The sequence below is a fragment of the Arthrobacter zhaoguopingii genome (genome assembly GCF_009828595.1).
Classification (GTDB): domain Bacteria; phylum Actinomycetota; class Actinomycetes; order Actinomycetales; family Micrococcaceae; genus Arthrobacter_D; species Arthrobacter_D zhaoguopingii.
Window position 1 is genome coordinate 38,280 of sequence record NZ_WPNY01000004.1, and the last position, 17,448, is coordinate 55,727.

15 protein-coding genes are annotated in these 17,448 nt (G+C 69.8%); 3 read left to right on the forward strand and 12 right to left on the reverse strand.

The genetic code is table 11. The features are described 5' to 3' along the window. Positions 1 to 150 precede the first annotated feature (150 nt). Positions 151 to 1,296, forward strand: a complete 1,146-nt coding sequence (locus GVV86_RS06935; protein ID WP_159802263.1) for a GGDEF domain-containing protein — start codon at positions 151 to 153, stop codon at positions 1,294 to 1,296. A 57-nt stretch (positions 1,297 to 1,353) separates the two neighbouring features. Here the strand turns inward: GVV86_RS06935 and GVV86_RS06940 are convergent, their stop codons facing one another. Both GVV86_RS06940 and hflX read right to left on the reverse strand, forming a co-directional pair. Then, positions 1,354 to 3,384, reverse strand: coding sequence for an ATP-dependent DNA helicase (locus GVV86_RS06940; RefSeq protein ID WP_159802265.1), 2,031 nt, complete (start codon positions 3,382 to 3,384; stop codon positions 1,354 to 1,356). Further along, positions 3,377 to 4,984 (reverse strand): GTPase HflX, encoded by a 1,608-nt coding sequence (gene hflX, locus GVV86_RS06945; protein ID WP_425513921.1) that lies wholly within the window; start codon positions 4,982 to 4,984, stop codon positions 3,377 to 3,379. Before hflX ends, GVV86_RS06940 begins: the two co-directional genes overlap by 8 nt. A gap of 159 nt (positions 4,985 to 5,143) precedes the next feature. Between hflX and GVV86_RS06950 the strand changes: the two genes are divergently transcribed. Next, on the forward strand, positions 5,144 to 5,755 hold the full coding sequence (locus GVV86_RS06950; RefSeq protein WP_159802267.1) for a class I SAM-dependent methyltransferase: 612 nt from the start codon (positions 5,144 to 5,146) through the stop codon (positions 5,753 to 5,755). Positions 5,756 to 5,834: 79 nt separating this feature from the next. On the opposite strand, the gene dapF is transcribed toward GVV86_RS06950, so the two are convergent. The 6 genes from dapF to GVV86_RS06980 all read right to left on the reverse strand — a co-directional run bounded on the left by dapF (position 5,835) and on the right by GVV86_RS06980 (position 12,235). Further along, positions 5,835 to 6,782, reverse strand: a complete 948-nt coding sequence (gene dapF / locus GVV86_RS06955; protein ID WP_159616035.1) for a diaminopimelate epimerase — start codon at positions 6,780 to 6,782, stop codon at positions 5,835 to 5,837. Between the two features lie 4 nt (positions 6,783 to 6,786). Then, positions 6,787 to 7,713 carry a tRNA (adenosine(37)-N6)-dimethylallyltransferase MiaA gene (miaA, locus tag GVV86_RS06960; protein ID WP_201291388.1) on the reverse strand — a complete coding sequence of 309 codons (927 nt, stop codon included), beginning with the start codon at positions 7,711 to 7,713 and terminating at the stop codon, positions 6,787 to 6,789. Positions 7,714 to 7,859: 146 nt separating this feature from the next. Continuing rightward, the gene (gene miaB / locus GVV86_RS06965; RefSeq protein WP_159802269.1) at positions 7,860 to 9,422 is read right to left on the reverse strand and encodes a tRNA (N6-isopentenyl adenosine(37)-C2)-methylthiotransferase MiaB; all 1,563 of its coding nucleotides are present in this window, start codon (positions 9,420 to 9,422) and stop codon (positions 7,860 to 7,862) included. 99 nt (positions 9,423 to 9,521) lie between these two features. After that, positions 9,522 to 10,622, reverse strand: a complete 1,101-nt coding sequence (locus tag GVV86_RS18595) for a regulatory protein RecX (RefSeq protein WP_246669900.1) — start codon at positions 10,620 to 10,622, stop codon at positions 9,522 to 9,524. Positions 10,623 to 10,753: 131 nt separating this feature from the next. Then, positions 10,754 to 11,803 (reverse strand): recombinase RecA, encoded by a 1,050-nt coding sequence (gene recA, locus GVV86_RS06975; RefSeq protein ID WP_159802271.1) that lies wholly within the window; start codon positions 11,801 to 11,803, stop codon positions 10,754 to 10,756. Positions 11,804 to 11,998: 195 nt separating this feature from the next. After that, positions 11,999 to 12,235 (reverse strand): DUF3046 domain-containing protein, encoded by a 237-nt coding sequence (locus GVV86_RS06980; protein WP_159616029.1) that lies wholly within the window; start codon positions 12,233 to 12,235, stop codon positions 11,999 to 12,001. 151 nt (positions 12,236 to 12,386) lie between these two features. Here GVV86_RS06980 and GVV86_RS06985 point away from each other — a divergent pair, with 151 nt between their 5' ends. Then, positions 12,387 to 12,860, forward strand: a complete 474-nt coding sequence (locus GVV86_RS06985; protein ID WP_120166577.1) for a MarR family winged helix-turn-helix transcriptional regulator — start codon at positions 12,387 to 12,389, stop codon at positions 12,858 to 12,860. A gap of 115 nt (positions 12,861 to 12,975) precedes the next feature. Here GVV86_RS06985 and GVV86_RS06990 read toward each other — a convergent pair whose 3' ends face one another. The 4 genes from GVV86_RS06990 to GVV86_RS07005 form a co-directional block, all read right to left on the reverse strand. Next, positions 12,976 to 13,416, reverse strand: a complete 441-nt coding sequence (locus GVV86_RS06990; protein WP_159616027.1) for a helix-turn-helix domain-containing protein — start codon at positions 13,414 to 13,416, stop codon at positions 12,976 to 12,978. Between the two features lie 133 nt (positions 13,417 to 13,549). Then, the gene (locus GVV86_RS06995) at positions 13,550 to 14,023 is read right to left on the reverse strand and encodes a CinA family protein (RefSeq protein ID WP_159616025.1); all 474 of its coding nucleotides are present in this window, start codon (positions 14,021 to 14,023) and stop codon (positions 13,550 to 13,552) included. Continuing rightward, positions 14,020 to 14,616, reverse strand: a complete 597-nt coding sequence (pgsA, locus tag GVV86_RS07000; RefSeq protein WP_159616201.1) for a CDP-diacylglycerol--glycerol-3-phosphate 3-phosphatidyltransferase — start codon at positions 14,614 to 14,616, stop codon at positions 14,020 to 14,022. Before pgsA ends, GVV86_RS06995 begins: the two co-directional genes overlap by 4 nt. A 12-nt stretch (positions 14,617 to 14,628) precedes the next feature. After that, positions 14,629 to 17,445, reverse strand: a complete 2,817-nt coding sequence (locus GVV86_RS07005; RefSeq protein WP_159802273.1) for an FtsK/SpoIIIE family DNA translocase — start codon at positions 17,443 to 17,445, stop codon at positions 14,629 to 14,631. Between the last annotated feature and the right edge of the window lie 3 nt (positions 17,446 to 17,448).

Consider the following 17,448-nt stretch of genomic DNA (forward strand, 5'->3'; position numbering starts at 1 on the left):
GGTCGTGGGCGTCGTGCCGCCGGGCCGACCGCGTCGGTTGTGGATCTGGTGACCGGTCGTGCCGGCCGCGCCGGAGGCGGGGCTCGGCCGCAATAGTCGGCGCCCGGTGCAATACTGGCGGCATGTCGCACGGAAGGGAAGGTCCGCCGGATGCCGCTTGATACCTCTACCCTGAGGGTCGCCTTCGGCGTTGTCGCGCTCATCCAGCTCGTGCTGTTCTATCTTGTGACCTTCCGCCGCACCCGGTCGGCCTACAGTGCCTGGTGGTGCGCGGCGATCGGCCTGTTCCTTGCCGGGTCCGCGGCCTTCCTCCTCGACGGCACCTCCCACCAGGTCTGGGCCAACCCGCTGGGGAACACCCTGCTCGTGGCCGGCGCCGCGGCCGTCTGGGCGGCGGCCCGTTCGCTCCACCGCGGGCGACCGCGGGTGGCGCAGCTCGCCGCCCCGCCCCTGCTCACGGCTCTCGCCTCGGCCGCGGACAACCCCGCAGTCAACGCCTGGTCCGGCGGACCGGTGTTCCTGGCGATGATGTCCCTGCTGTTCGGCCTCGCCGCCCGCGAGGTGTGGCGGCCCGCGCCCCACCGGGTGCGCACCCAGGTGCCGCTCGCCGTCGCCTCGGGGTTCCTCTCGCTCTTCTACCTTGGCCGCGGCATCGCGTTTGTCGTTGACGGAGTCGACGGGTTCGTCTTCACCACCTACTTCGGGTCGGCGGTGACCACCCTGATCACCCTGACCCTCCTCGTCGTGGTCTCCTTCACCATGGCCGCCCTGAGCAACGACCAGGTCACCCGGGACCTGCGGCACAAGGCAGCACGGGACGGACTGACCGGGCTGCTCAACCGTTCAGCCTTCCTTGACCGGGCGGACCGAGAACTGAAGCGCCTCAGCGCCGCCGGGATCCCGGGGGCGCTCATCCTTGCGGACCTCGACCGCTTCAAGCAGGTCAACGACACCTATGGCCATGCAGCGGGCGACACGGCGCTGCAGGCGTTCGCCGAGGCGTGTTCGCGGTCGGTGCGCTCCACCGACCTCGTGGGACGCTACGGCGGGGAGGAGTTCATCATCCTGCTCACCGGCGCCGATGGGGAGCGCGCCGAGGCGGTCAGCGCGGAGATCAGCCGTGCGCTGCAGGGAACACCGACGGCGCAGGGATTCCCGCTGCCCACCGTCAGCTACGGAATCGCCGACGCCGGAGAAGCGGGCCGCGGGCTGGAGGCGGTCATCGCCGCGGCCGACGCCGCGCTCTACGCCGCGAAGTCGCAGGGCCGGAACCGGGCGGTCCGGGCAGCCGCCTAGCCAGTGGTTTCTCCGTACCTCCCCCTCTGTGCCTCCCCTTGTGCCTCCGTCGGGGCCCTACCCTGCGGCGACCCGCTCGAGGATGCCCAGCACTGTCGTTCGATCGGTCGTGTGCCAGAACGGCGGCAGGGCTGCGCGCAGGAACGACCCGTAGCGCGCAGTGGCAAGGCGCGAGTCGAGGACCGCGACGACGCCGCGGTCGCCGGAGGCCCGGATCAGCCGCCCTGCCCCCTGGGCGAGCCGCACGGCCGCGTGCGTGGCGGACACACTCATGAACCCGTTCCCGCCGGCGCGCGCCACCGCCCGGGTGCGGGCAGTCATCAGCGGATCGTCGGGGCGGGGAAAGGGAATGCGGTCGATCACCACGAGCCGGCATGACTGCCCCGGCACATCGACTCCCTGCCACAGGGACATCGTCCCGAACAGGCAGGTGTCCGGTTCCTCGGCGAACTGCTGCACGAGCGAGGGAAGCGACGCCTCCCCCTGGCACAGGATCTCGAAGTCGACGAGCGGCCGCAGCGCCTCGGCTGCTTCCTCCGCCGCCCGGCGCGAGGAAAACAGTCCGAGCGCTCCGCCGCCGGAGGCCTTCAGCAGTGCCTCCAGCTCGGCCAGCTGCGCCTCGGAGGTTCCCCGTTCCGGCTTCGGGAGGTCCTTGGCCACATACAGCACCCCCTGGCGCGGGTAGTCGAAGGGACTTCCGACGTCGACCCCGGCCCAGGATGGCGCGCCCGCTCCGGTCAGCCCGAGGGAACCGGCGACGGGGCCGAACTCGGCGCCGATCGCAAGGGTCGCCGAGGTCAGGACGACCGTGTGATCTTCGAACAATCCCTCGCGGAGGCGCCCCGCGACGGACAGCGGTGCCACGTTCAGGATGGCCGGAGCGCTCTCGTCGGCCATGGAGTAGCCGGCACCCGGGGTGAAGGTGCTGGGCCGGGAGGCCCAGACCACCTCGCCGGCCTCACCGGCGGCGAGAAGCCGCTCGGCCACCTCGAAGACCAGGCCGAGCCGTCCGCGCGCCTGCTGCCGTCCGCCGTCGGCGTCCCCCGGGCCGTCGGCCTTGCCGTCGGTCTTGGTGTCCGACAGGGCGGTACGCGAGGCATCGCGCACCTGTTCCAGGGCAGATTCGAGCTCCTCGGGGAGCCGTCCGGGTATCAGTCCCGACGGCAGGAGCGCGCAGGCCTCCTCGAGGGCCTTGCCCGCGGAGTCGAGTGCGTCGGTGCGCAACGAGGCGTGGCGGCGCACCGCGGTTGCCGCCGCGGAGACCATCGCCGCCGAGAGCTGGCCCGAGACGGCTCCGGTGACCCGGTCGTGGAGTTCGTGGGCCTCGTCGATGACGACGACGTCGTAGTCCGGGAGCACGGCGAGGCCCTCGAAGGCGCTGATGGCGAGCATCGCGTGGTTCGTGATGACGATGTCGGCGGTCGCGGCGGCCTCGCGGGCACGCTCGCTGAAGCACTCCTTGGCCACCGGGCACCGCTGGGCGCCGAGGCACTCGAGGCTGCTGACCGACACCTGGCGCCAGGCGCGGTCGCTGACGCCCGGCAGCAGTTCGTCGCGGTCACCGGTCTCGGTGTCTTCGGCCCATTCGCGGAGGCGCACCACCTCCCGGCCGAGCGCGCTGCCCGGCGCGGCCGGTGCCGCGCCGGGGTGCTGGACGGCGTCCTCGCCGAGGCTGAACAGGGCGTCGGGGGCGTCCTCCTCCGGGAATCCCCCCGCCGTCTTGTGCAGGCACACGTAGTTCGACCGCCCCTTGAGGAGGGCGACGTCGACGGGCCGGGGAAGGTGCGGCTGAACCGCCGACAGCAGCCGGGGCAGGTCACGGCCCACGATCTGCGCCTGCAGGGCCAGGGTCGCCGTTGACACGACAGAAGGCTTCCCGCTCTCCATGGCATGGGCGATCAGCGGCAGCAGGTAGGCCAGCGACTTTCCCGTTCCGGTACCGGCCTGGACGAGAAGGTGCTCCCCGGTGTCGATGGCCTCGCTCACCCGGCGCGTCATCTCATGCTGACCGGCGCGGCTTTCACCGCCCATCGCCGCAACGGCGGCATCCAGCAGGTTCAGCGCGTCGGGCTCGGGCCCTTTACTCATGCCTCAGGTACGGTTCGAGTTCCGCCGCGAGGCCCTCCCTCACCATCACCTCGAGCACGGTTCCCTCTTCGGCGTGGTCCAGGGAGAGGATCTCCGCGTCCTCCTCGTGAAGCCGGCTGGTGATCTCCCCGTGGTCGTAGGGAACGAGCAGGGACATCCGCACCCCGGGCCTCGGAATGGAAGTGCTGATCTGCATGCGCAGTTCATCGATGCCCTGGCCGGTGCGGGCCGACACGACGACGTGGCGCGGCTCCCGCTGCCGGAGGCGTTCGAGGACGAACGGGTCGGCGGCGTCGGCCTTGTTCAGCACGATGATCTCGGGGATCTTCCGGGCGTCGACCTCGGCGAGGACCGTACGCACGGCGGCGATCTGCCCTTCGGGGTCGGGGTGGGAGGCGTCCACGACGTGCAGGATCAGGTCGGCGTCCGCCACCTCCTCGAGGGTTGACCGGAAGGCCTCGACGAGCTGGGTGGGCAGCGACCGGACGAAGCCGACGGTGTCCACCAGGGTGTACCCGAGGCCGTCGGTTGTCTCGGCGCGGCGCACCGTCGGATCGAGGGTGGCGAACAGGGCGTTCTCCACCAGCACACCGGCGTCGGTGAGCCGGTTCAGCAGCGATGACTTCCCGGCATTGGTGTAGCCGGCGATGGCCACCGACGGCACCTGGTTGCGGCGCCGGTTCGAGCGCTTGGTCTCCCGTGCCGGCTTCATGCCGGCGATCTCGCGGCGCAGCTTCGCCATGCGGGTGCGGATCTTCCGGCGGTCGAGTTCGATCTTCGTCTCACCCGGACCACGGGAGCCCATTCCGGCGCCGGCGCTGCCGACCTGGCCACCGGCCTGCCGGGACATCGATTCACCCCAGCCACGAAGCCGCGGCAGGAGGTATTCGAGCTGGGCGAGTTCCACCTGGGCCTTGCCCTCGCGGGACTGGGCATGCTGGGCGAAGATGTCGAGGATCAGGGCGGTCCGGTCGATGACCTTGACCTTAACGATGTCCTCGAGGCCCCTGCGCTGGGAGGGGGAAAGCTCGCTGTCGACGATGACGGTGTCGGCCCCGAGGGCCGCCACCACGGCCTTGAGCTCCTGGGCCTTGCCGGAGCCGAGGAAGGTGGCAGGGTCCGGCTTCAGGCGCCGCTGGACCATGCCGTCGAGCACCTCCGAGCCGGCTGTCTCAGCGAGGGCGGCGAGCTCCTGGAGCGAGTTCTCGGCGTCCTGCGCCGTGCCGTCGCTCCACAGGCCGGCGAGGACGACGCGCTCGAGGCGCAGCTGCCGGTATTCGACCTCGGTGACGTCTTCAAGTTCGGTCGAGAGACCTGCCACGCGGCGCAGGGCGTGCCGCTCGGCAAGGTCCTCCTGGTCTCCGTCGAACTCCGAGTGCTCCTGTGCGGAGGCGGAGAGGGCCTGTGCGCGTGAGCGCCACGTCGCCGGGGCGCCGCCGGCCGGGCCGTCGCCGGCCGGGGGCTTGGCTGCCGCCGAAGATTTGGACTCGACCGCCTCGTCGTGGGCGAGAATCCGGTCGATGACAGCCTGGATCTCCGCGGGTCCCATCTCGGCTCCGGTCGATCCTTCGTGGTTCGTGGTCATGTTCTCCTTTGTCATTGCGTCCTTCAATGCTAGTAGCACGAAAACCGCCAGCACAGCGAATTCACTCTCCGCGCAACGGGACTTGCCCCCGGCCGGCCGGCTGTCTCCGGGGGACCGGGCTCCGGCAGGCCTCCGCCCGGTGGACGGCCCGGCGGGGCACTAGGCTTGACGCTTATGGAATCCCAGCACTACTTCAGCCCCCAGCCCGCCGGCCCGGGCGTCCGGCGGCCGCTGTCGGTTGTCCTCAATGGCGAGCAGCGCGACCTCGTGACATCATCGGGCCTGTTCAGCCCCGACGGAATCGACAAGGGCACCGCCATCCTTCTCGGCTCCGTCCCCGAGCCGCGGGGCACGCGCCTGCTCGACGTCGGCAGCGGGTGGGGTCCGCTGGCCCTGACCCTTGCGCTGAAGGCCCCGGACGCCCAGGTGTACGCCGTGGATGTCAATGAGCGGTGCATCGCCCTGACCCGGGACAATGCGGCCCGCCTCGGCCTGGCGAATGTTTCTGTTGGCACGCCGGACGACGTCGACCCGTCGCTCGAATTCGACACCATCTGGTCGAATCCCCCCATCCGGATCGGCAAGGCGGAGCTCCACGCGCTCCTGCTGCGCTGGCTGCCGCGGCTTGCTCCCGGCGGGGAGGCCTGGCTCGTGGTGCAGAAAAACCTGGGCGCCGATTCCCTGCAGCGCTGGCTCGCCGAAGCCCTTCCCCCCGGCTTCACCGTGCGCCGGGCAGACACCGCGAAGTCCTTTCGCATTCTTTCCATCACCCGTCCGGCGGACTGACGGCGCCCGAGCCGGCGGAGCCTTGACCAGCGCGGGCGTTCCGGAGACCGCGGACCCGTCTGTTGCGGAAAGAGCCCGTTCAGGACCCGAGCAGGGTCCCCTCGGCCACGAGCACCGCGGGCCCGCTGAGGTCGACGTGCTCGCGTCCATCGGCGCCGATATGGAAGACGACCCCCAGCACGCCGCCGGGGACGCTGACTGCCCAGTGGGAGGGCGACTCAGGCCCGGCCCAGTAGCGGGTGGCGACGGCGGCGGCGCACGCCCCGGTGCCGCAGGAGAAGGTCTCGCCCACCCCGCGTTCGTGGACCCTCATCGTGAGCCTGCCGACGCCGTCCTCCACGAGCGGCTCGGCGGGAACGACGAATTCGACGTTCGTTCCGTGCGGAGGTACCGGCTCGACCTTCGGGGCCTCGATCAGCGGTGGCGCGGCGAGCTCGTCGAGCCCCGCAAGGGCGACGACCGTGTGCGGGTTGCCCATGCTCACCGAAAGGCCCGGCCTCGGGACGCCGAGGCCCGCCGCCTCAACCGTCGAATCCACAGCCCTGGCGGCAGCCTCACCGGGATGGATGAACTCCCAGGGGCCCATATCCACCGAGTACCCGTCGGCCGACCGCGAGACCACCTTGATGCCGGCCCTCGTCGCCACGGACACCGCGGCCCCGTGATCGAGGCTCACCAGGCCCTTGCTGACCAGGAAGTGGACGAAGACCCGAACACCGTTGCCGCACATCTCGGAGACGGATCCGTCGGCGTTGCGGTAGTCCATGAACCACTCGGCCTCCGGATTCCCGCCGAGCAGCTCACGCCCCTCGGGAAGCTGCCCGGAGCGCACGGCGCGGATCAGCCCGTCGGCTCCGACCCCACGGTGGCGGTCGCACGCCGCGGCGACGGCGTCGGCGCTGAGGTCGAGTGCCGCCTCGGGGTCGAGGAGGAGGAGAAAGTCGTTGCCCGTTCCATGGCCCTTGGTGAACGGCACACCGGTAAGGGGCGATACGGTCGGGGCCTGCCGGGCGGGTGCGGTGCTCACCCTTCTAGGATAGTGTCCCGGCGCCGCGGGCGAGGAGGAGGGCCCGCTGGATCAGGTCCGGAGCCCGCCAGGGCAGCCACTGCACCCGGGGGTCGCCCCGGAACCAGGTGCGCTGGCGCTTGGCGAACTTCCGGGTCGCGGTGATGGTGTCCTCGATGGCGGCAGCTTCGCTAAGGGTCCCGTCAAGGACCGAAAGGAACTGGGAGTAGCCGAGGGCCCGCGAGGCGGTGCGTCCCTCCCGAAGGCCCCGGGCGTCGAGGGCCCGGACCTCCTCCTGCAGGCCGCTCCGGACCATCGTGTGCACCCGCTCCGCGAGCCGGACCTGGAGTTCCTGCGGGTCGACCGCCAGCCCGATCTGGACCGCCGGCGCGTAGTACTGCCGGTCGGGCATGAAGGAGCTGAACGGGCGTCCGGTGAGCTCGGCCACCTCCAGTGCCCGGACCAGCCGGCGGTCATCGGCGATCCGGGCCGCCGACACCGGATCCACCGCGGCGAGCCGGACGCGGAGCGCGGCGGACCCTCCGGCGGCGAGTTCGGCCTCGATGCGTTCCCGGACGGCCGGATCGGTACCAGGGAATTCGAGCCGGTCAAGGACGGCGCGGACGTAGAGTCCCGACCCGCCGACGAGCACGGGGACGCTGCCGCGGGCCCGGACGGCGTCGATGGCCCGCCGGGCCTCGGCCTGATAGGCGGCGACGCTCGCCTCCTCGCGGATGTCGAGGATGTCGAGGAGGTGGTGCGGAACGCCGCGCCGTTCCTCGAACGGCACTTTGGCCGTCCCGATGTCCATGCCGCGGTAGAACTGGAGCGCGTCGGCGTTAATGACCTCACCGCCGAGTTCAACGGCGAGGGCGATCGCGAGGTCGGACTTGCCCGTGCCGGTGGGACCGACGACCGCGACGATGGGCGGCCGGGCGTCCCCTGAATGCACCCCGGTAGCCTGTTCCAGCCCGGGGGCCTGCGCGCGTGGAACGGCCTGCCCTACCCCGGCTCCACTGGCGGGCCCGGCGGGACCTCCGGTGCCGGGTTCTGCTCCACCGGGTCCGCTTACGGGCCCGGTGCCCGCGAAGGGCGGTATCAAGGGGCGGAGCGTCGCGGGGGCAGCGACGGCATGCCCAGGGACACCCCCGCACCGGCAGTGCCGGGCCCGCCACCGGGGACCGGCGCCCCGCACGAGTCGGCCTGGCTGCGGTCCCAGGCGTCCCCGGCACGGGAGCGCCGCACCGAGTATTCGGCGGCGGTGGGGTCGGACAGCAGGTGGAAGGGCGCGGCGTGGGTCACCGGCACAGTCACCAGGTCGCCGGGGCGGGGCACCTCGGCGCCGGCGGGGACGCTGAAGTGCACCAGCCGCTGGTCCTGGGCGCGCCCGGTCAGGCGGTGGGTCTCTCCGGCCTTCCGGCCCTGGTTCGCCGTCACCATCACCTCGACGGACCGGCCCACCTGGCGGGCGTTTTCCTCTTCGGCGATGCGGTCCTGCAGGGCGGTGAGGCGTTCGAAGCGTTCCTGCACGACGTGTTTGGGCAGCTGGTCCGGGAGGTCCGCTGCCGGGGTGCCCGGGCGCCGCGAGTACTGGAACGTGAAGGCCGTCGCGAACCGGGACTTCTCGACGACGTCGAGGGTGGCCTGGAAGTCCTCCTCGGTTTCGCCGGGGAAGCCGACGATGATGTCGGTGGAGATTGCTGCGGAAGGCATCCGCTCGCGCACGCGGTCAAGGATGCCCAGGAACTTCGCCGACCGGTACGAGCGGCGCATCGCCTTGAGGATGCGGTCGGAGCCGGACTGCAGCGGCATGTGGAGCTGCGGCATGACATTGGGGGTTTCGGCCATGGCGTCGATGACGTCATCGGTGAACGCCGCCGGGTGCGGGCTGGTGAAACGGACCCGCTCAAGCCCTTCGATGCTGCCGCAGGCCCGGAGCAGTTTCGCGAAGGCGCCCCGGTCGCCGAATTCGACCCCGTAGGAGTTCACATTCTGGCCGAGCAGGGTCACTTCGATGGCGCCGTCGGCCACGAGGGCCTCGATTTCGGCGAGGATCTCTCCGGGCCGGCGGTCGCGCTCCTTGCCGCGGAGGGAGGGCACGATGCAGAACGTGCAGGTGTTGTTGCACCCGACCGAGATGGAGACCCATCCGGCGTACACCGAGTCCCGCTTGGTGGGCAGGGTCGAGGGGAAGACGTCGAGGGATTCGAGGATCTCGAGCTGGGCCTCGTCGTTGTGCCGGGCGCGTTCAAGCAGGGCCGGCAGCGCCCCGATGTTGTGGGTGCCGAAGACCGCGTCGACCCAGGGCGCCCTGCGGAGGATGGTCTCGCGGTCCTTCTGCGCCAGGCAGCCGCCGACGGCGATCTGCATGCCCGGGTTGGCCTCCTTGACCGGGGCGAGCATGCCGAGGTTTCCGTAGAGCTTGTTGTCGGCATTCTCACGGACGGCGCAGGTGTTGAAGACGACGACGTCGGCCTGCCCGCCGGTGGCCGGGGTGAGTCCTGCCCCCTCGAGGAGGCCCGAGATCCGCTCCGAGTCGTGGACGTTCATCTGGCATCCGAAGGTGCGCACCTCGTAGGTGCGCTGCGGGCCGACGGAAGCCGCCCCCGCCGGGGTTGTCGACGGGTCGGCGGAGGAAGGTGCGGGGACTGTAATACTCACGGCTTAAGGGTACGACCGCCCCGCCACCGGCCCACAATCGCGCGCCCGACGGCGGTAGTCACTCCAGCAGGAGAGGCACGCGAGAACGCCCTCGCCGCGTCATTCGGAGGCGGCGTCCTGCGCGTCGAGGGCGTCCTTGACGAGTGCGAAGGCCAGGCCCGGCGCGTAGCCCTTCCGGGCGAGCATTGAGACGAGCCTGCGGACCTCCTTGTCCCGCGCGGAGCGGTCCCCGAGGTCAACGCCCTGCCGCATCTTCCGGTGGATCAGTTCACGTGCGGCGTTCCGTTCGTCGTCGTCGCTCACCTGGGCGAGGGCGTCCTCGGCAAGGGCCGGGTCGATGCCTTTTTCGGCCAGTTCCCGTTTCAGGGCGGAGCGGGCCAACGAGCGGGTGGCGGAGCGGCTGCGGACCCACATCCGGGCGAACTCCGCGTCGTCGATGAGCTGGACCTCTTCGAAGCGGTTCAGGACCGCCGTGGCGGCTTCCTCGGGCACGCCCCGCTCGGCGAGCTTCACGGCCAGCTGGTGCCGGCTTCTCGGCGCCATCGCGAGCTGGCGAAGCACGATGGAGCGGCCGAGGGCGAGGGGGTCGGACGGCTGCGCCTGATCCGCTGGGTCCTCCGGCGTTGCTTCCCCGCGGCCGCGACGCCGTGAACGCCCACTGGAGCCGTCGGCGGTGCCCGCCCCGCTGTGCGGCGCGTCATCGGGGAACCCGGAAGGGCTCCACGGGGCCGGGGCGGCCTCATCGGGATCCTGTTCGGGAGGGAGATCCGCCGAGCGTCCGAAGACGGGGCCGAATGCTGAATCGTTGAGCGCGCGCTCGGTTTTCCGCCGGCTGCGTGACTTGGGCGTCTGCCCCCCGAAGGATCCCCCGCTGCCGGATTTCTTCCCGAGGGACCCGCCGCCGGCCGGCTTTTTCCCAAACGATCCGCCGCCAGCTGGTTTTTGACCGAAGCCCCCACCCGCAATGTTTTCCCCGGATGGTCCACCCCCGGCCCGCTTCCGGCCGAACGACCCGCCGCTGGCAGACTTTTTCCCGAAGGACCCACGGCTGGCCGGCTTCCTCCAGGAGGACCCGTCGGCCGCGGACTCTTCGCCGAAGGTCATGCCGGCAGCGTTTGCGCCGAACATCTCGTATTCGGCCGGCGGTCCGGCGGAGAGGCCGCTGCCAGCGCTTGCCCCGAACAACTCGTATTCGGTCATCTGGTGTTCGGCCGATGGTCCGTCAGGTGTCCGGCGGACCTCCCCGGTATCGGCCCGTGTGCTTTCGGAATCCCCTGGGGGCGGCGGGCCGTCGGCCGGCCGCCCCCAGGATCCGCTTCCTGCCACTGCGGCTACTCTCCGCCGACGGCCTTCAGCTTGGGGCCGCCCTCGTTCTCTTCGGGCTGCACACCGATGCCAAGCTTGACGCGGATCTTCCGCTCCAGCTCATCGGCGAGGTCGGGATTGTCGATGAGGAACTTGCGGGCATTCTCCTTGCCCTGGCCCAGCTGGTCGCCGTCATAGGTGAACCAGGCGCCGGACTTCTTGACCAGTCCGTTCTCGACGCCCACATCGATCAGACCACCCTCTCGGGAGATGCCGTGTCCGTAGAGAATGTCGAACTCGGCCTGCTTGAAGGGCGGGGCCATCTTGTTCTTCACGATCTTGGCCCGGGTGCGGTTGCCGACCGGGTTAACTCCCTCTTTGAGGGTCTCGATCCGGCGGACGTCGATGCGCACGGAGGCGTAGAACTTCAGCGCCTTGCCACCGGTCGTGGTTTCGGGGCTGCCGAAGAAGACACCGATCTTTTCGCGGAGCTGGTTGATGAAGATGGCGGTGGTCTTGGTCTGGCTCAGGCGGCCGGTGATCTTGCGGAGGGCCTGGCTCATGAGCCGGGCCTGCAGGCCCACATGGCTGTCGCCCATCTCGCCTTCGATTTCCGCGCGGGGAACAAGCGCTGCCACGGAGTCGATCACCACAATGTCGATGGAGCCGGATCCGATGAGCATGTCCATGATCTCGAGTGCCTGCTCACCGGTGTCGGGCTGGGACACCAGGAGTGCGTCGGTGTCGACCCCAAGCTTCTTCGCGTACTCCGGGTCGAGGGCATGCTCGGCGTCGATGAAGGCCGCGATGCCGCCGTTGCGCTGGGCGCTGGCCACCGCGTGGAGGGCCACCGTGGTCTTACCCGAGGACTCGGGTCCGTAGATCTCGACGACGCGGCCGCGGGGCAGGCCGCCGATGCCGAGCGCGGCGTCAAGGGCGATCGAACTCGTGGAGATCGTCTCGATGGGTGCTCGAATCTCATCGCCAAGCCGCATAACGGAGCCCTTGCCGTACTGCTTGTCAATCTGCGCGAGGGCAGCCTGGAGGGCCTTCTCACGATCGGCTGGTGCAGCCATTGTTCACCTCGGTTGATTGTGCCCTGGGCTTGCGAAACCCCGCGGGCCGTTTGCATGTTCGTTCCGACCCTACCGGCCGGCTCTGACAGTCTTGGGAGGCCGCCCGGTATGTGAAAAAACCGGCAGGACCCGTCCTCCAAGCATATCTCGATCCGAACAGATATTCGAATGAATTGGGTCGATGAACGGCGTGTCCTATTCGGCCCGGCTGCGGGCCCGGGGCTTCAGGTCGCGCCCCAGCCACCGCTCGCGAGGCACGTCCTGCACCGCGCAGACCGCCTCCCACACCCGCCGGGGGTCGATCCCCGCCCGCAGCGCGTCGAGGGCGGTCCGGTCCCCCAGTTCACCGATCACGAGATCGCCCGCGAGGCTCCGTGAGTAGTGGGCCCCGAACTCGTCGTCCATCAGCCGCCAAAAGTCGCTGAGCCGCATTTTCTATCCTTTGTCGTTGCTGTTCCTACAGGATGCCCCAACCGCACAGGGGGGCGCATTCGATTTTCCGGCGGCGCCGGGACCGGGAGGTTGCCGATCCGTTACCCGCAGCGGGGCGGCTGGAGGGACCGCGAACCATAGAATAAGCGGTATGACCCCTGACCCCAGCACAACCGACGCCGCCGTGGATTCCGCCATCGTGGCGCTTGAGCAGCAACTCAGTATGCTCTGGAGGCGCGCCCGGTCCAACTCCTACAAGGTGGCCCGCAGGGTGCACCCGGAGATGGAACCTGCCGCCTACGGTCTCCTCGTCATCCTTCAGCAGGAGGGCTCGATGCGGCTCACCGACATTGCCGCAAGCGTTGGAGTGGGCAAACCGTCGGTGAGCCGGCAGATCGCCATGCTCGAACAGCTCGGTCTCGTGCAAAAGGAGGCCGATCCGCTTGACGGCCGCGCCCAGGCCATTTCGCTGACGCCGGCGGGCACGCAGCAGCTGGTGAACGCCCAGACCGCCCGCAAGCAGGCCTTCCACGAGCTGATGGCCGACTGGGACGTCTCCGACCTCGAGCAGCTTGGTCACCTGATCGCCCAGCTCAACGCCACCTACGCCAAGGACAACTGGTAGGCCGCTCGGCGGGACTGGAAGGCCTCAAGACAACGGCCGCACCGTCCCGGGTTGACGCCGCGCCTTAAAAGCAGCAGGACCCGCCGGTGGGCGGGTCCTTGTGGGTCGCTGCTGCCTAGCGGTTCGTTGCCGCCAGGCCCCTGCTGAAGTTTTCGGTGAGATCGTCGGGAATGTTGTTCTCGAACTCGCGGGAGAATTCCTGCGGAACGGTGTCCGGTACTGAGACACCCTCCGCCTCCGCGAGCCGGTCGCTGACCTCCCGCAGCATCGTGGACAGTGGTACGTCCAGCGCGCTGCAGATTGATGAGAGGAGTTCAGATGACGCTTCCTTCTGGCCGCGCTCCACTTCGCTCAGGTAACCCAGGGAAACCCTTGCACTGTGGGAGACTTCACGCAGCGTACGGCCCTGGCGCTGGCGCACGTCCCGGAGGACGTCTCCGATCTCATGGCGTAGTACGACCATTTTGCGCTCCTTTGGCTTGCGTTGTGCGTCATCTGCCAACCCCACATCACGCCAACGGACCACTCCGTTTACGGATACGGGTTGTCTTACCATCTGTATCGCCTTGCTCCCTCATAAATGCGGACCCGCCGGGAAGCGGAGAATGCATAGTCGGTCCGGCCCGATCTTCTTGGGCCTGAGTCGTCAACCTTATCAACGGCTCGCTGTATAGATAACTAGTGTGTCTTCACATTTGTTCCCTTAGGATGGCCGCGCCGAGCAGTTCCAGGGCGGCTCCGCAGGACGCAGCACGCACCGACTCCCGTCCGCCGGGGAACCCGAACCGGCGCACCTCGGTCCCGCCCGCGGTGGCCACGGCGATGAAAACGGTGCCCACCGGCTGGCCGTCGTGCGGGGCGGGCCCTGCCACTCCGGTGGTGGAGACGGCGGCATTCACCCCGAGCACCCGGCGGGCCCCTTCGGCCATCTGCGCGGCGACGTCGGGATCCACCGAGCCCGCCGAGTCGAGGAGCGCCGCGTCGACTCCGAGCACGTCCCGCTTGACTTCGTTGGCATAGGCGACAATCCCGCCGCGCAGCGTTCCCGACGCTCCCGGAACATCGGCCAGCGCCGCCGATACCTGCCCTGCGGTCAGGGATTCGGCGGTCCCGACGGTGACGTGCGCGGCCAGGGCGGCCGCGACGACGTCGGCAGCGTTCACTTCTGTCCGTTGGAGCGGGCCTTGGCACGCAGCTGGGCGGCCTGCCGGATGTAGTCGAGACCGGTCACCACGGTGATCACCAGGGCCGCCGCCATGAAGGCCGCCGCGATCCACCAGCCCCACGCGCCGGGGGTGCTGGCGAACGGGAGGAGGAAGACGAGGATGGCCACCGTCTGGACGACAGTCTTCAGCTTGCCCCCGCGCGAGGCCGGCATGACCCCATAGCGGATCACGGCGAAACGCAGGAGGGTGATGCCCACCTCGCGGGCGAGGATCACGATGGTGACCCACCACCAGAGCTCGCCGAGGATCGAGAGCATGATCAGCGCCGAGCCGATCAGCAGCTTGTCGGCGATCGGGTCGGCGATCTTCCCGAAGTCGGTGATCAGCCCGCGGCTGCGCGCGAGGTCGCCGTCGAGCTTGTCCGTGTAGATCGCCACGGCGAAGGTGATCACTGCAAGCCAGCGGAACAACCCGCCCGTGCTTTCGTCGGCGGCGAGGAACCAGACGAAGAAGGGGACGAGCACGATCCGCACGACGGTGAGGACGTTCGCGATATTCAGAACGGGCACTTCTTTGGCTGGGGTGTTCATCACGCGATAAGGCTACCTTCCCGTAAGGCTCCAGGCGTCCTCGCCGTCGTCATCGGCGTTGTCATTTCCGTCGTTCCATTCGACCGCCTGGGAGCGCGCTGCGAGGTCGTCGGCCACGAGGTCGACGGGGGCCGCGGCCGGCGCGGCAGCGGGCGCCTGCGGCACGGCGGCGCCTTCATCGCCGCGCATGGCGGCGAGCACCGGGGCGAGGTCGTCCGGTTTGACGAGCACGTCGCGGGCCTTTGAGCCCTCCGAGGGGCCTACGACGCCGCGGGACTCGAGCAGGTCCATGAGCCGGCCGGCCTTGGCGAAGCCGACCCGCAGCTTACGCTGGAGCATCGACGTCGAGCCGAACTGGGTCGTCACCACCAGCTCGGTGGCCTGCAGCAGCACCTCGAGGTCGTCTCCGATGTCGTCGTCGATCTGCTTCTTGGGCGCCTCGACAGCGACGTCCTCGCGGTACACCGCCCCCAGCTGGCCCTTGACGTGCTCGACCACGCGGTGGATTTCGGACTCCGTCACCCAGGCACCCTGGACGCGCATCGGCTTGGAGGCGCCCATCGGCAGGAACAGGGCGTCACCCTGGCCGATCAGCTTCTCCGCGCCAGGCTGGTCGAGCACCACGCGAGAGTCGGTGACCGAGGAGGTCGCGAACGCCATCCTCGACGGCACGTTCGCCTTGATCAGGCCCGTGACGACGTCGACCGAGGGCCGCTGGGTGGCGAGGACCAGGTGGATGCCCGCGGCGCGGGCCAGCTGGGTGATGCGCACGATCGAGTCTTCGACGTCGCGCGGGGCGACCATCATCAGGTCCGCGAGCTCGTCCACGATCACGAGCAGGTACGGGTAGGGGCGCACCACGCGCTTGGAGCCCTCGGGCGGTACGACCTTGCCGTTGCGGACGGCCTTATTGAAGTCGTCGATGTGCTTGAACCCGTAGTTGGCGAGGTCGTCGTAGCGGGTGTCCATCTCGCGGACCACCCACTGCAGGGCTTCGGCGGCCTTCTTGGGGTTGGTGATGATCGGCGTGATCAGGTGCGGAACGCCCTCGTAGGCGGTCAGCTCGACGCGCTTGGGGTCGACCATGACCATGCGCACCTCATCGGGGGTGGCCCGCATCAGGATCGAGGTGATCATGGAGTTCACGAAGGAGGACTTGCCCGCGCCGGTGGCGCCGGCCACGAGCAGGTGGGGCATCTTGGCGAGGTTCGCGACGACGAAGCCGCCCTCGACGTCCTTGCCCACGCCCATCACCATCGGGTGTTCGGTCTTGCGGGCGTTGCCCGAGCGCAGCACGTCCCCGAGGGAGACGGTCTCGCGGTCGGTGTTCGGGATCTCGATGCCGATCGCCGATTTGCCGGGGATCGGCGAGAGGATGCGCACGTCCGAGCTGGCGACGGCATAGGAGATGTTCTTTGACAGGGCGGTGACCCGCTCCACCTTGGTGCCGGAGGCGAGTTCGATCTCGTAGCGCGTCACCGTCGGGCCGCGGGAGAAGCCGGTGACCTTCGCATCGACGTTGAACTGCTCGAGGGTGTGCGTCAGGGCGGCGACGACGGCGTCGTTGGCCTCGGAGCGCTCCTTGGGCGGGGTGCCCGCCGGGAGGTAGTCCGAGGGCGGCAGGGTATAGGCGACGTCCCCGGCCAGCTGGAGCTGCTCGGTCCGCTGCGGGATCGGCGAGGGCGGGGTCTGCGGCTGGACAGGGGTGGAGGGGACGATGAGGGCCTTGGCTGCCGGCACGACGTCGATCGCCTCGGTGGCGGGCCCGCCCGCCGGCTCGTCCCCCAGGCCTTGGGCGCGCTTGATCTTTTCGGTCGCGAGTTCCTGCTGGGTGGGACGGCGCACGCCGGCGGGGATCTGCCGCTCGGCCTCGCGGGCCTTGCGTTCCTCGTCCTCGATCAGGGCGCGTTCGAACGCCTCGTCGCCGACGAACCCGTCGGAGGACGGATCCTCGGCCGGCTCGTCGCCGCGGTTCCTGGCCTGGCGTTCCCTGCGCTTGGATTTTGGCTTCACGGCGGTCGAGCCGTGCGCCTCGTAGAGGTAGCTCTGGTCGTGGCTGTCGCGGTCGGCGGTGTCGATCAGGTCCTGGCCCATCAGGTGCTCGTACAGGCTCCGGAGCCGGTCGGGGATGTGACGGAAGGGGGTGGCGGTGATGATCAACAGGCTCACGAAGACGACGAAGCCGAGCAGCACCCCGACTGGCCACGGGGTGAGCACGGAGCTGAGCGGACCGGCCACCAGGAAGCCGGCCACTCCCCCGGCGCGCCACAGCAGGGGCAGGCCCGCGGAGAGGCCCGGCTGTCCGCCGACGAGGTGGGAGATGCCGGAACCGGCGAACAGGAGGATCAGCAGACCGATGGCGATCCGGTTGTTGGCCCGGTGCGCCTCGGGGTAGCGGAAGAGGCGCACGGCGCCGATGCCGAGCAGGAAGGGGATCAGCAGCGCCATCCAGCCGAAGGTCCCGCCGGCGACGGCGTGGACGACGTCCGCGACCGGGCCCTTGAGTGCCCACCATTCGACGGCGGCGACGGCCACGGCCAGCAGCAGCAGGAAGAATCCGGTGCCGTCCCGGCGCAGTTCGCGTTCAGGGTGGACCTCGTGGCCGAACTTGCGGACTCCCGCCCCGGCCATCCGGGCGACGCCCAGCCAGGCCCCGCGCACGGCGCGGACGGGAAGCGGCGGCCGGTCATCGGCCGGCACCGCGATGGCCTTGGTGGTCTGCGTCCTGGCGCTGGAGGAACCCCGGCCCGACGTTGAGCGTCCAGCGGGCGCGGCCTTGCCGCGCGATCGCTGGGGGCCCCGCGGGGCAGGGGAAGTACGAGTCGCCATACT